The sequence below is a fragment of the Neisseria perflava genome (assembly GCF_019334725.1).
Lineage (GTDB): Bacteria > Pseudomonadota > Gammaproteobacteria > Burkholderiales > Neisseriaceae > Neisseria > Neisseria subflava_A.
Genome location: NZ_CP079818.1, coordinates 941943 through 956170 on the forward strand (window position 1 = coordinate 941943; position 14228 = coordinate 956170).

The following is a 14228-nucleotide window of genomic DNA, read 5'->3' on the forward strand; positions in this document are numbered from 1 at the left end:
AAACAGAAAATTTATTTTTCAGATAGCCTAATCATAACAAGGCCGTCTGAAAAATCAATCTGTCTGATTTGAACAGGAAGATTAATCGTGATGGAAGCCACTGCGGCTCTAAAGAGTAGGGCAGCAGTGGCTTGGCGTATTAAAAACCGAGAGATTATTTAGCGGCTTCAGAAGCACCAGACGCAGCTGCTGGAGCAGAAGTGGCAGCACCGGCAGGTTGGTAAACGGTGTCGCTCAGTTTTTTGGTCATGATTTCAGGGTTTTCGTCACCCTCAACTTTCAATTGACCCAAAGCACCTTTGTTGAACGCACGGAAGATAGAGTGGTCAACCAAAGTGTAGCTGCCTGGAATATCGACTTTGAATTCGATCATGGCGGCGCCACCGGCAGGAATCACAGTGCTTTGTACGTTTTCGTTAATCAGTTTACCACCTTCAACATATACTTTGTCGAAGATTTCGCCGATAACGTGGAAAGAAGATACCAAGTTAGGACCACCGTTACCAACGTACATACGAACAGTTTCACCAGCTTTAGCTTTCAGGGCATTGTCGCCGGCGATAGAGCCTACGTGACCGTTGAATACAACGTATTCAGGTTGTTCAGCAATCGCTTTATCCATATCGAAAGGTTGCAGGCCTTGAGCACCTTTTTTACCTTTAGTATAGAAGTCACCTTGTACGATGTAGAACTCTTTGTCCACTTTAGGCAGACCTTCTTTAGGTTCAACCAAGATCAAACCGTACATACCGTTGGCGATGTGCATACCTACAGGAGCAACGGCACAGTGGTAGATGTACAAACCAGCTTGCAGTGCTTTGAAGCTGAAGGTAGAAGTGTGGCCAGGAGCAGTAAAGGTAGCTTCTGCACCACCACCTTGACCGGTTGCAGCGTGGAAGTCAACGTTATGAGGAACGGTAGAAGAAGGATTGTTAGAGAATTCTACTTCTACGGTATCGCCTTCGCGTACACGGATCATTTGACCTGGAACGTCGCCGTTGAATGTCCAGTAGTGGTATTCAACACCGTCTTCCATGGTCATGGTCTTTTCGACGGTTTCCATTTTAACGCGTACTTTAGCCGGATGGTCGCGATCAGTTGCAGGTGGAACTTCCGGAGCGTGAGTTACGATGGCATCGATTACAGGCAGTTCTGAAGAAGGAGTTTCTGCAGCAGCTTGTGAGTTGGAAGTAGCAGGAGCTTCAGCAGAAGCGGTAGCAGCTGGAGTTTCAGCAGGTTTAGCAGCTTGCTCGCCGCATGCGGCCAGTGCAAATACAGAAGCGATAAGTGCGGCTAAGGTTTGGCGTTTCATGTTTAAAGTTTCCTTATAGTAAGAAAAGTTAAGAATCCTGATAGGATGGTTCGAAGTTTTGTATGATTATGTAGGCGCTTGTTTGGTCATATTTTGATGTAAATCAAATTGTTCAGGGAATATGAATCTTTTAATCCCTAAATACTCCTTTAGAAGTATAAAAAAATACATCGAAAAGTTTAATTTTGTGTGAAAATGTTAGCGAGAACTTAACACAAAATACGATAAAGGAGGGTCTGTATAAGAAAATGGGAATCAATATCATATAAGTTAATGGTTTTAAAGGAATATTATTGACAAAATATTTCTTTACTTATTAAACCGTGATACAATCTTTAACATTCATATTTGATGAATTAATACCACCCAACCACTTTTTACCAAAATTAAGGAGTACTTAAAATGGGACAGTACAAGAAGCTTTGGTACTTGCTGTTTGCCGTGCTGGCAGTATGCTTTACCATTCTTGGTTATATGGGTAGCGAAGTCTATAAAAAGGCTCCGCCATACCCTGAACAAGTCGTTTCTGCATCCGGCAAAGTCCTGATGACCAAAGACGATATTTTGGCAGGTCAATCTGCATGGCAAACTACCGGCGGTATGGAAGTTGGCTCTGTATTGGGTCACGGTGCATACCAAGCTCCGGACTGGACTGCCGACTGGCTGCACCGCGAGCTGGTTGCATGGTTGGATCTGACTGCGCAAGAAACTTACGGCAAAAAATTTGACGAAGTTTCTCCTGAAGAACAAGCTGTTCTGAAAACCCGTTTGGCTGACGAATACCGCAACCAAAGCCGTGTTAAGGAAGATGGTTCTGTCGTTGTCAGCGAAACCCGCGTGAAAGCGATCGAAAGCATCCTGCCTTACTACCACGGTGTGTACAGCGACGATCCTAAGTTCCAAACCACTCGCGAACACTTTGCAATGAAAAACAACACATTGCCAAGCCCAGAAGCGCGTGAAAAACTGTTCAACTTCTTCTTCTGGACTTCTTGGTCTGCTTCGACCAACCGTCCTGACGAAACTTTTACCTACACAAACAACTGGCCGCACGAGCCTTTGATCAACAACGTACCGACTACTGAAAACTATATGTGGTCTTTCACCAGCGTGGTATTGTTGCTGATGGGTATCGGCTTGCTGATGTGGGGTTACTCTTTCTTGACCAAACATGAAGAGGTTGAAGTACCTACTGAAGATCCTATCTCTAAAGTACAACTGACTCCTTCTCAAAAAGCGTTGGGCAAATATGTATTCCTGACTGTTGCGCTGTTTGTCGTACAAGTACTGTTGGGTGGTTTGACCGCTCACTATACTGTCGAAGGTCAAGGCTTCTACGGTATCGATACCGCCTTGGGCTTTGAAATGGCCGACTGGTTCCCATATGCGCTGACCCGTACTTGGCACATCCAATCCGCTATTTTCTGGATTGCAACCGGCTTCCTGACAGCAGGTCTGTTCTTGGCTCCGATTGTGAACGGCGGTAAAGATCCTAAATTCCAACGTGCCGGTGTGAACTTCCTGTACATCGCTCTGTTCATCGTAGTCGGCGGTTCTTACGCAGGTAACTTCTTTGCTTTGACTCACATCATTCCACCTGAGCTGAACTTCTGGTTCGGTCACCAAGGTTACGAATACTTGGATTTGGGTCGCTTCTGGCAACTTCTGCTGATGGTTGGCTTGCTGTTGTGGCTGTTCCTGATGCTGCGTTGCACCATCTCCGCCTTTAAAGAAAAAGGTACAGACAAAAACCTGTTGGCTATCTTCGTAGCTTCTATGGTTGGTGTGGGTGTGTTCTACGCTCCTGGCCTGTTCTACGGTGAAAAATCTCCAATCGCTGTGATGGAATACTGGCGTTGGTGGGTGGTGCACCTGTGGGTAGAAGGCTTCTTCGAAGTGTTCGCTACTGCTGCCTTCGCATTCATTTTCTACAACATGGGCTTTGTCCGCCGTAGTACTGCTACTGCTTCTACTCTGGCCGCTGCCGCCATCTTCATGTTGGGCGGTATTCCAGGTACATTGCACCACTTGTACTTCTCCGGCTCTACCTCTGCCTCTATGGCAATCGGTGCATGTTTCTCCGCTTTGGAAGTTGTACCTTTGATTCTGCTGGGCCGTGAAGCTTACGAACACTGGTCTTACCAACACCTGTCCGACTGGGCGAAACGTCTGCGTTGGCCTTTGATGTGCTTCGTAGCAGTTGCCTTCTGGAACATGATCGGTGCCGGCGTATTCGGCTTCCTGATTAACCCACCGATTTCCCTGTTCTACATCCAAGGTCTGAACACTACTGCAGTTCACGCTCACGCGGCTCTGTTCGGTGTGTACGGTTTCTTGGCTCTGGGCTTCGTATTGCTGGTTGCACGCTACCTGAAACCTAATGCTCAATTTGACGACAAACTGATGACTTGGGGCTTCTGGCTGCTGAATGGCGGCCTGGTGGGTATGATTGCTATCAGCCTGTTGCCGGTCGGCGTGATTCAAGCTTACGCTTCTATCACTCATGGTCTGTGGTATGCACGTAGCGAAGAATTCCTGCAAATGGAAATTCTGGATACCCTGCGTTGGGTTCGTACCGCTGCTGACTTGATCTTCATCGGTGGTGCTGTCTGCGTTGCTATCCAAGCTACCAAAATCGTATTCAGCCGCGATAAATAATCTTAAGCTGAATTAAATCAAAGGCCGTCTGAAAAGTTTTCAGACGGCCTTTCTGTTATAATTTCAATATTCTTAAATCGACAAGACAAAACATTATGTTCAACCAAGCTGCTCAAGAGCTGACCACTGTTCGCGATTTATTGCGTTTTGCTGTCAGCCGTTTTAATGATGCCGGACTGTTTTTCGGACACGGGAGTGATAATGCCCATGACGAGGCAGCCTATCTGATTTTGCACACTTTGAACCTGCCTTTGGATATGTTGGAGCCTTATTTGGATGCCAAATTGTTGCAAAGTGAGAAGGAGGAAGTGTTGTCCATTATCGAGCGCCGCGCAGTTGAGCATATTCCTGCTGCGTATCTGACGCATCAGGCATGGCAGGGCGAGTTTGATTTTTATGTCGATGAGCGCGTTATCGTGCCTCGTTCTTTCATTTACGAATTGCTTGGTGACGGTATCCGTCCTTGGATTGAACACGATGAATTGGTGCATCGAGCTTTGGATTTGTGTACCGGTAGCGGTTGTTTAGCCATTCAAATGGCGCACCACTATCCCGACGCACAAATCGATGCCGTTGATTTGAGCTTGGATGCGTTGGAAGTGGCCGCCATCAATATCGAAGATTATGGCTTGGAAGACCGTATCAGCTTGGTGCATACTGATTTGTTTGAAGGTTTGGATGAAACCTACGACTTAATTGTTTCCAATCCGCCTTATGTTGATGCAGAATCTGTGGAAGCGTTGCCTGATGAATACCTACATGAGCCGGAATTGGCTTTGGGTAGTGGAGAAGATGGTTTGGATGCTACACGCCAAATCATTTTGCAGGCTGCGAAATATTTGAATCCGAAAGGTGTATTGCTGGTTGAAATCGGTCATAACCGTGAAGTATTGGAAGCAGCTTATCCGGAATTGCCGTTTACTTGGTTGGAAACCAGCGGTGGTGATGGGTTTGTATTCCTGTTGACCCGCGAGCAATTACTGGGTGAAGAATAGTTTATTTTGATATAAATAAAACAAAGGCCGTCTGAAAAAAAGTTTCAGACGGCCTTTGTTTTATAAAATTTTTAATATTTTAAGAAAATACAAATTCCTATGGTATGGCGAATATGAAATCCAAGCAGGCTTTGAAACTATGGCTTATAATATTTGCCATAGTTTCTAATGTCAGTGAATTTTTATTACTGACTTTTTGTAGAACATATACTGCCAAACTCCATATTATGAATAATTATTTAAAATCAGGCCTGTTGGCTGCTGCCTTGTTCAGTATGCCCGTTGCCGCCCTTGCCCAGCAACATACCGTTTATTTCAATCAAAACGGTAAACTGACGGCGACCATGCCTTCGGTTGCTTATGTCCGCCAATACAAGATTGAGGCAGGCAAGGCGCAGGTGCAGGATTTTTACTATCCATCGATGAAAAAATATTCTGATCCTTATGAAGTACCTGCCGGTCAGATTAAGGTTTTTGTGCCGGCGTTGGATAACGGTACGCTAACCCTGTGGCATTTCAACGGTCAGAAAAAGATGGTTGGCAGCTATCGCAACGGAAAACCGCATGGCGAATGGGTCAACTGGTATCCAAACGGCAAAAAATCTGCGGTGATGCCTTATCAAAATGGCCTGAGTGAGGGTGTGGGTTCCCGCTATTACCGAAATGGTGTGAAAGAAAGCGAAATTCAGTTTAAGCACGATAAAGCCAATGGCCATTGGAAACAATGGTATTCAGACGGCAGCCCGAAAACCGAAATGATGATGAGCAATGACAAACCGACGGAGATTATTAGTTGGGATGAAAATGGCCGCATCGTGTCTGAATTGAGTATTCGCAACGGTAAACGCAGCGGCATTATTTTGGATTGGTATGATGATGGTGCGAAGAAATCTGAGCTGGTTTATAAAGACGACCAGTTGGTGAAAAAAACTTTTTGGGATACAGACGGATACGTTCTCGAATGATTTTGACAATAAAAAACCGCAGGCTGATTAGCTTGCGGTTTTTTTATTACATACAGCCTTTGTTTTGGCATAGAGTAAATAACGGCACGCCGCTTTCACGGATTTTTTTGCCGCCGTCCAAGTCGGTAAATTCCAAAATGGCAGCTGCTTCGATTACTTCACCCCCCAGTTTGCGGATCAGCTCGACACCTGCCAGCATTGTGCCGCCGGTTGCCACTAAATCATCTACCAACAAAACGCGTGCGCCCGGCTTGATGGCGTCGGTATGGATTTCTACCGTTGCTTCGCCATATTCCAAAGCATAACTTTGAGAAACCGTATCAAACGGCAGTTTGCCTTTTTTGCGGATAGGGATAAAGCCGACGTTCAGCTGATAGGCCAAAGCCGCACCAATGATGAAGCCGCGCGCATCCAAGCCCGCAACGACATCAACTTTTTGCCCCATATAGCGGTAAACCAGTAAATCGACCAGCAGGCGGAAATATTCTGCGCTTTGTAAAACGGGAGTAATGTCATGAAACAAAATTCCTTTTTGCGGCCAGTTTTCAATTTTACGGATTTTGTCCGCCAAAGCTTCTACGCCCATTACTTCAGGATGAATCAACATCTCGACATTCCGAAATCAAAAAGTTTTTAACACGATATTGTAGCGGTCATATGCGGACTTGCCAAATTAATCGATACAATAGCCAAATTTTGCAACATGCCGTCTGAAATTCCGAGAAACATTGTGTTGTGTTATAATTTACAGGTACATACCATCGGCTGAACCACCATGCAAAATCATAAAAAAGGCAATATTTACATCATTTCTGCCGCTTCCGGAACAGGTAAAACGACCTTGGTGTCGCGCCTGTTGAAAAATCATGACGACATCCGTGTTTCCATTTCTCATACTACGCGCCAGCCGCGTGAGGGTGAAGCACATGGTGTACATTACCACTTTGTTCCCAAAGAAGAATTTGAATCGCTGATTGATCAAAGAGCCTTTTTAGAACACGCCAATGTGTTCGGCAATTATTACGGCACCAGCATTGCCGGCGTGAATTCGTTGAGCGAAGAGGGCTATGACGTAATTTTGGAAATTGATGTGCAAGGTGCGGCGCAAGTGCGTAAATCGTTGCCTGAAGCCAGCAGTATTTTTATCCTGCCGCCTTCCTTTGAAGTATTGGCGCAACGTTTGATCGGCCGTGGTACAGACAGCGAAGAAGTTATTCAAACACGCCTTTCAAAAGCCCGTCATGAGATTGAGCAATCCGTTTTGTTCGATTACGTTGTCGTGAATGACGATTTGGATCGTGCCGAAGCCGATTTGTTCCACATTATTAAAGCAGGCCGTCTGAAAAAATCCTCTCAACAGGGATTTATCTCAAACCTGTTGGAAAATTCCTAAAAAACAGCGAAAATAACCGTTTATTTGAAACATAGAAAGAAAGCAAGCAAACATGGCCCGTATTACTACTGAAGACTGCACAGGTAAAATCCCTAACCACTTCGACCTTACCCTCGTTGCCGCCCGTCGCGCACGCCAATTAGAAAACGGCAATACGCCTTTGGTTGACGACATCCGCAACAACAAACCAACCGTTACCGCCCTGCGCGAAATCGCAGCCGGACAAATCGGAACCGAGCTGCTGACCCGCAACAAATAAACCAACCGGCAAACCGATAAAACCGTCGCGCGGACTGTATCGGTGCGATATCACAACCGATACAGTCTGACGGCTTAAAAATAGCCATAAAAGGCCGTCTGAAAATGCCAGCCCCACTGCCTACCGCCCCCTATGATCCGTTGACAGCAGAAGCGCGCGAGCTTCTGTTTCGCACCGCATCCTATCTCAATACCAATGAGCAGGCCGAGCTTGAAAGAGCCGTTGCCTACGCTTTCCATGCCCATGACGGACAAACCCGTAAAAGCGGCGAGCCCTACATTACCCATCCCCTTGCCGTTGCCACGCAGCTTGCGATTTGGCACATGGATGTTCAAGGCCTCTGCGCGGGCGTTATGCATGATGTATTGGAAGATACGGGCGTAACCAAAGTCGAAATGGCGGCAGAATTCGGCGATACCATTGCCGAAATGGTAGACGGCCTCTCCAAACTGGAAAAACTCAAATTTGAAGATCATGCCGAGCATCAGGCGGAAAGTTTCCGCAAGCTTATCCTCGCCATGACTAAAGACGTGCGCGTCATCGTCGTCAAACTTGCCGACCGATTGCACAATATGCGCACCCTTGGCTCTATGCGTCCGGAAAAACGCCGCCGCATCGCCAAAGAAACCCTCGAAATCTATGCTCAAATCGCCAACCGCATTGGCCTGAACAATGCGTATCAAGAGCTTCAAGACTTATCGTTCCAAAACCTCCACCCAAGACGCTACGAAACCCTGAAAAAAGCCATGAACAACAGCCGCAAAAATCGCCGCGATGTTGTCGGCAAAGTGTTGCGTGCATTCGGTCAGCGTTTGGTTGGTGTCAATATTGAAGCCAAAATCAAAGGCCGTGAGAAAAACTTGTACAGCATCCATCAAAAAATGCTGGCTAAAAAGCTGCGTTTTGCCGAAGTAATGGATATTTACGGCTTTCGGGTCATCGTAAACAGCATTCCTGCCTGTTATGCCGCGTTGGGCGCATTACATAATTTATACCACCCCAAGCCCGGCCGTTTCAAAGACTATATCGCTATTCCGAAAAGCAACGGCTACCAAAGCCTGCATACGACCTTGGTCGGCCCTTACGGTTTGCCGATCGAAGTGCAAATCCGTACGCGTGAAATGGATGCCGTGGCTGAGGGTGGTATTGCCGGTCATTGGATTTACAAATCCGGTGAAAATACTCCGGATCAAGCCGTCCTCCATATGAACCGATGGATGAAAAATATTCTCGACCTGCAGGCTAGTAGCTCAAATGCCATCGAGTTTCTAGAGCATGTCAAAGTCGATTTGTTCCCCAACGAAGTCTATATCGTTACCCCGAAAGGCGATATCCTTACCTTGCCTAAAGGTGCAACGCCGATTGACTTTGCCTATGCAGTTCACACCAATATCGGTCATAAAACCGTTGCCGTGCGTATCAATAACGTCATGATGCCGTTGCGCACCAAGCTGAAAACCGGCGATACGGTAGAAATCATTACTTCCGAGCATGCCAAGCCTAATGTAGCATGGCTGAACTTTACCGTTTCCAGCCGTGCGCGAAGCGCCATCCGCCAATACATTAAAAATCTGAATCGTCACGATGCCGTTGTTTTGGGTGAGAACCTGCTGCAAAAAGCTTTATCCAGCCTGTTGCCTAAAGACATCCTGCTTTCAGACGACCTCAAAGAAAAATACCTTGCCGATTTGAATACCAAACAAACCTCGTTTGAAGAGGTTCTTTACAATGTCGGTATGGGGCATACTTTGCCGGTACACGTTGCCATGCACATTGCCGAGTTGGCAGGCCAACATTTTGGCAGCACGGTCAAGCTCAGTCCGATCAAAGTCAACGATCAGGAAACCGGCCGGATTCATTTTGCCGAATGTTGCCATCCGATTCCCGGCGATGCGATCCGCGCCTTATTGGTCAAAGACAAGGGTATGATTATCCACCGAGATACCTGTCAAACTTTGGTCAAAGCCGATCCGGAAGAGCAACTGGATGCGGGTTGGGACAGTTTGCGCAATCAAACGTACCGCACCATCCTCAACGTCAAATCCGAAGATGCGCATGGTTTGTTGGCCTCAATGGCGCAAGCGATTTCCAATTCCGGTGCGGACATCGAATCTGTCGATACGCCAACCAAAGCGCAAGCAGGAACAGAAGGTTTTGTAGAATTTAAATTTACAATTAAAGTCAAAGACTTGGATCAGGTTAATCAGATTATTCATGCAATGCATGCCAATCCGAATATCCGTAAAGTGATTCGAGGATAATCTTGTTAATAAGCAAAGGCCGTCTGAAAGCATTTTCAGACGGCCTTTTTGATGTTTACAAATAAAAGCTGTTGGCTTCTTTTTAAGAGGATTTATGGCTTGTTTGTAATTAGATTGGGTTTAACTCAACCAAAAACGGAAAACCAAAAAGAAAACTAAGGCCAAAACGCCGGCCCAAACCAGTAACATGAATCCGGCTACTGCCTGACCCAAGCGGTAAACAGGATTTTTGCGTTCGTCTTCGAGTAGGGGATTAGGTGTATCGTGCGGTTTGTCGGACATGATGAAGCTCTGATTGAATTATTGAATAAAAGCGTAAGGGTACGCCGATAGAAGCAAAGATTCAAGTGGGAATGATTATTGATAGAAGTTTTCGTCTTCATTCCACGCGGTTTTTAAGGCCGTCTGAATGGTGTCGGCACCAAAGCCGCGATAGGCAAGGAAACGCGCTTGTTTTTGTTTTTCTTTCAAATCTTGAGCTTCCTGCTTGAATTTTTTACGCAAGACGGAAATGGCGGTTTGCAGCTCGTCCTCCCTGCCGGGTAGGAACTCCCGACAGTCATCTGCATCGATACCTTGTTGCGCCAAGGCTTGCTTGAGGCGGAGCGTGCCGTAACGGTTGCTCTTGCTGTGAATATAGGCTTCTGCGTAACGTTGGTCGGATTGCCAATTTCGTTCGGCGAATTCGTCCAAAACCTTTTCCAACTCTTCTTCGCTTTCAGCGTGGGGAGCCAGTTTGCGTTTCAAGCCGACACGGCTGACTTCCTGACGGGAAAGAATATCCAAGGCGCGGGCGCGTAAGGTTTTGGGAGGTTTCATGGGGATATGGAAGGGGAGGGATTTAACTACAATGAATTACATTTTCAGACGGCCTGATTGGGTGAAAGCACCGAAAAGGCCGTCTGAAAATAAAGCCAAATTATTCTTCGTCTTTGTTTTTTTGCGGTTGCAGATTTTCGTAGATTTCAGGCAGGGCGCGAATCAACAAATCAGGTTTGGTCGCTTTGTCTTGGGAGAGCAAGGTCATGTCGCCGTAGCCGAATGTTACGCCGACGCTGAAGCAACCGGCCGCTTTGGCGGCAATAATGTCATTTTTGGAGTCGCCCACCATCAGCATATTGGCAACGTCGATGCCCAAAACTTCGGCCGCATGTTGAAGCGGCAATGGGCTGGGTTTTTTCTCAGTCAGGCTGTCTCCGCCGAGAACCAAGCTGAAATAGCCGTCGAGATTGAGTTGTTTCAGCAACTCAGCAGCCAGAATTTCATTTTTATTGGTAATGACAACCAATGGAATACCCAAGGACTTCAGCAGGCCGAGACCGGCTTCAGTTTCAGGGTAGGGGCGGGTAAAGTCGCTCAAGTGTTCGCGATAATATTTCATAAAGAACACAAAACCTTTTTCCCAGATTTCAGGATCGGCTTCTTTTTCACGATCATGGGTAATGACGCGATGAACCAACTTGCTGATGCCGTCGCCGACATAACTTCCAACCGTTTGGGTAGGCAAAACAGGTAAACCTAAGTGCGCACACATGGCTTGGGCTGCTGCGGCCAAATCGGGAACGGAATCACATAAGGTACCGTCCAAATCAAAGGCAACGGCTTGGACGTGTTCTAAAGCAGCAGTGGTCATTGAGTAGCTTTCTGTCATATTATTTAAGCGCTTATTTTAACATTGTTTGCCTGATTTGCCGATGTTTTGCCGATTCTTTAAAAAGATGTTTGTTTAAATTGTTAACAATTTTTGATGGTGTAAGGCTGTCAGCCTATTGGGAATGTGAAAGGGATTTTGTCAACAAAAAGGGTGGTTTGGTAGGTATTAAAAAACAAAGGGTTTGTGTGTTTTTTTGAATGGTTTGATGAGCATTTATGCTAGGCCGTCTGAAAATTTTTTGGTTGGTGTGCCGATATTTTCAGACGACCTCAAACTAAATTCATATATAAATGAATAGATTCGCTTTTTATCGACTACACGCTATTACATTTTTGTCCGTTTTTGTATATAGTAACGTGTATGGCTCTCGTCTAATCATATGTATGAAAAGGAAAAATACATGTCCGCATCTGCTGTAAAAGAAACGCTGAATCCGTTTGAAATTGCGCAAAAACAAGTGAAAACTGCCTGCGACCGTTTGAATGCCGACCCAGCAGTATTTGAAATCTTGAAAAAGCCGCAACGTGTTTTGGAAGTCAACTTCCCTGTCAAACTCGACAACGGTACAGTAGAAAACTTCACCGGCTACCGTTCACAACACAATAATGCCGTCGGCCCTTACAAAGGCGGCGTGCGTTTCCATCCTAATGTGAATATGGACGAGGTTAAAGCCCTGTCTATCTGGATGACCATCAAATGCTGCGTGGCCGGTATTCCTTACGGCGGCGGTAAAGGCGGTATTACTTTGGATCCGCGTAACTATTCCGAAGCGGAATTGGAACGCATCGCCCGCGCTTATTCCGAAGCCATTTCTCCGCTGATCGGCGAGAAAATCGATATTCCAGCACCTGATGTGAATACCAACGGCAAAATCATGTCTTGGATGGTTGATGCCTATGAAAACGTGGTGAAACATTCTGCACCGGGCGTGTTTACCGGCAAACCGGTTGAGTTTGGCGGTTCCTTGGCGCGTACCGAAGCCACCGGTTACGGCGTAAACTTCGCCGCCGTCCAAGCTTTGGAAAAACTGGGCAAAGACGTGAAGGGTGCCACTTACGCCATTCAAGGTTTCGGTAACGTGGGCTACCATACCGGTTACTATGCACACAAAGCCGGTGCGAAAATCGTTGCCGTATCTACTGTTGACGTTGCCATCTACAACGAAAACGGCTTGGATATGGAAGCAATCATCAAAGAATTCCAAACCAAAGGTTTCATCACCAACGAAGCCGGCTACGGCAAAGAAATCAGCAATGCCGAACTTTTGGCTCTAGAAGTGGACGTACTTGCCCCTTGCGCGCTGGAAAACCAACTGACTTCTGAAAACGCCGGTAAAGTCCGCGCGAAAATCGTGGTTGAAGGCGCAAACGGCCCGACCACTCCAGAAGCCGACGTTATCCTGCGTCAAAACGGCGTATTGGTTGTTCCTGATATTTTGGCAAACTGCGGCGGCGTGGTGGTATCCTATTTCGAATGGGTACAAAACCTGCAAGGCTACTACTGGGAATTTGACGAAGTTCAAGAGAAAGAAACCGTTGTCCTGCGCCGTGCGTTCCGCGATATTTGGAATTTGGCTCAAGAATACGATGTTGATCTGCGTACCGCTTCTTACATGATGAGTATCCGTCGTGTTGAAAAAGCAATGAAACTGCGCGGCTGGTATTAATCGTTTGAACGATAGCTAAGAGTAGGCCGTCTGAAATCTGTTTTCAGACGGCCTTAATGTTTTTGATAAGTGCCTTTACAAATTTTAATCCACCTTGATTCCATTTCATTCAAACTCAGCTATAATCCCCTTTTTTGACCTTTCCGGAAAAGACATAATCATGAACAAAACTTTCAAATTCAGCGCATTGGCTTTGTCTGCTTTGTTGGCACTGACTGCTTGCAACCAAAAAGACACTGCCGCTAAAGATGCCCCTGCTGCTTCCGTAGCTTCAAATGCGACTGCAGATGCTTCTGCCATCGGTTCTACTGCCCAACAAGCCAGCTACGCAATGGGTGTGGACATCGGCCGTTCATTGAAACAAATGAAAGACCAAGGTACGGAAATCGATTTGAAAGTCTTCACCGAAGCCATGGAAGCCATGTTTGAAGGCAAAGAAGTTAAAATGACTGAAGCCCAAGCTCAGGAAGTGATGATGAAGTTCCTGCAAGAGCAACAAGAAAAAGCGGCTGCCAAACGTGCTGAAGATGCCAAAGTAAACTTGGAAAAAGGCGAAGCGTTCTTGAAAGAAAACGCGACTAAAGAAGGCGTGAAAACCAGCGCTTCCGGTCTGCAATACAAAATCACCAAAGAAGGCGAAGGCAAAAAACCGACTAAAGACGATGTGGTTACCGTTGAATACGAAGGCCGTCTGATTGATGGTACCGTATTTGACAGTAGCAAAGCCAACGGCGGCCCTGCAAGCTTCCCTGTAAGCCAAGTGATTCCAGGTTGGACTGAAGGTATCCAACTCTTGAAAGAAGGCGGCGAAGCAACATTCTACATCCCGGCCAAACTGGCTTACCGCGAAGTTGGCGCCGGCGATAAAATCGGCCCGAACGCTACTTTGGTATTCGACGTGAAACTGGTTAAAGTCGGCGCGCCTGATGCTGCTGCACAACAACCAGTACAAGTTGACGTACAAAAAGTTCAATAATCCGAATCAAGGCTTACGCCCTTAAACAACGGATAAAAGGCCGTCTGAAAAATTCCGTTTCAGACGGCCTTTGTTCCAAACAAACAAGG

Annotated in this window: 13 protein-coding genes; 8 read left to right on the plus strand and 5 right to left on the minus strand. The window is 46.4% G+C overall.

The window, feature by feature from the left end; translation table 11 throughout:
- Positions 1-154: 154 nt before the first annotated feature.
- Positions 155-1312 carry a copper-containing nitrite reductase gene (gene nirK, locus LPB400_RS04510; protein ID WP_219089556.1) on the minus strand — a complete coding sequence of 386 codons (1158 nt, stop codon included), beginning with the start codon at positions 1310-1312 and terminating at the stop codon, positions 155-157.
- Between the two features lie 402 nt (positions 1313-1714).
- Between nirK and LPB400_RS04515 the strand changes: the two genes are divergently transcribed.
- The 3 genes from LPB400_RS04515 to LPB400_RS04525 all read left to right on the plus strand — a co-directional run bounded on the left by LPB400_RS04515 (position 1715) and on the right by LPB400_RS04525 (position 5930).
- On the plus strand, positions 1715-3970 hold the full coding sequence (locus tag LPB400_RS04515) for a nitric-oxide reductase large subunit (protein WP_070461390.1): 2256 nt from the start codon (positions 1715-1717) through the stop codon (positions 3968-3970).
- 95 nt (positions 3971-4065) lie between these two features.
- On the plus strand, positions 4066-4965 hold the full coding sequence (gene prmB, locus LPB400_RS04520) for a 50S ribosomal protein L3 N(5)-glutamine methyltransferase (RefSeq protein ID WP_004519392.1): 900 nt from the start codon (positions 4066-4068) through the stop codon (positions 4963-4965).
- Between the two features lie 275 nt (positions 4966-5240).
- On the plus strand, positions 5241-5930 hold the full coding sequence (locus LPB400_RS04525; RefSeq protein WP_225905505.1) for a toxin-antitoxin system YwqK family antitoxin: 690 nt from the start codon (positions 5241-5243) through the stop codon (positions 5928-5930).
- 46 nt (positions 5931-5976) lie between these two features.
- Here LPB400_RS04525 and LPB400_RS04530 read toward each other — a convergent pair whose 3' ends face one another.
- Positions 5977-6537, minus strand: coding sequence for an adenine phosphoribosyltransferase (locus LPB400_RS04530; protein ID WP_219089560.1), 561 nt, complete (start codon positions 6535-6537; stop codon positions 5977-5979).
- Positions 6538-6705: 168 nt separating this feature from the next.
- Between LPB400_RS04530 and gmk the strand changes: the two genes are divergently transcribed.
- The 3 genes from gmk (at position 6706) to LPB400_RS04545 (ending at position 9843) form a co-directional block, all read left to right on the plus strand.
- Complete coding sequence (gene gmk, locus LPB400_RS04535; protein WP_070607926.1) at positions 6706-7323, plus strand: guanylate kinase; 618 nt, start codon at positions 6706-6708, stop codon at positions 7321-7323.
- 52 nt (positions 7324-7375) lie between these two features.
- Positions 7376-7582 (plus strand): DNA-directed RNA polymerase subunit omega, encoded by a 207-nt coding sequence (gene rpoZ / locus LPB400_RS04540; protein WP_003682294.1) that lies wholly within the window; start codon positions 7376-7378, stop codon positions 7580-7582.
- 104 nt (positions 7583-7686) lie between these two features.
- On the plus strand, positions 7687-9843 hold the full coding sequence (locus tag LPB400_RS04545) for a RelA/SpoT family protein (protein WP_219089562.1): 2157 nt from the start codon (positions 7687-7689) through the stop codon (positions 9841-9843).
- A gap of 120 nt (positions 9844-9963) precedes the next feature.
- Here the strand turns inward: LPB400_RS04545 and LPB400_RS04550 are convergent, their stop codons facing one another.
- The 3 genes from LPB400_RS04550 to LPB400_RS04560 form a co-directional block, all read right to left on the minus strand.
- The gene (locus LPB400_RS04550) at positions 9964-10125 is read right to left on the minus strand and encodes a hypothetical protein (protein WP_039861975.1); all 162 of its coding nucleotides are present in this window, start codon (positions 10123-10125) and stop codon (positions 9964-9966) included.
- Positions 10126-10200: 75 nt separating this feature from the next.
- Positions 10201-10662 carry a recombination regulator RecX gene (recX, locus tag LPB400_RS04555; protein WP_219089564.1) on the minus strand — a complete coding sequence of 154 codons (462 nt, stop codon included), beginning with the start codon at positions 10660-10662 and terminating at the stop codon, positions 10201-10203.
- Positions 10663-10762: 100 nt separating this feature from the next.
- Positions 10763-11476: a phosphoglycolate phosphatase gene (locus LPB400_RS04560; protein WP_070461395.1), complete on the minus strand. Its 714-nt coding sequence runs from the start codon at positions 11474-11476 to the stop codon at positions 10763-10765.
- Positions 11477-11897: 421 nt separating this feature from the next.
- On the opposite strand from LPB400_RS04560, the gene LPB400_RS04565 reads away from it, so the two are divergent.
- Together LPB400_RS04565 and LPB400_RS04570 are read left to right on the plus strand one after the other, a co-directional pair.
- Positions 11898-13163, plus strand: a complete 1266-nt coding sequence (locus LPB400_RS04565) for a Glu/Leu/Phe/Val family dehydrogenase (RefSeq protein ID WP_039861976.1) — start codon at positions 11898-11900, stop codon at positions 13161-13163.
- Positions 13164-13323: 160 nt separating this feature from the next.
- Positions 13324-14139, plus strand: coding sequence for an FKBP-type peptidyl-prolyl cis-trans isomerase (locus LPB400_RS04570; protein ID WP_219089566.1), 816 nt, complete (start codon positions 13324-13326; stop codon positions 14137-14139).
- Positions 14140-14228 lie beyond the last annotated feature (89 nt).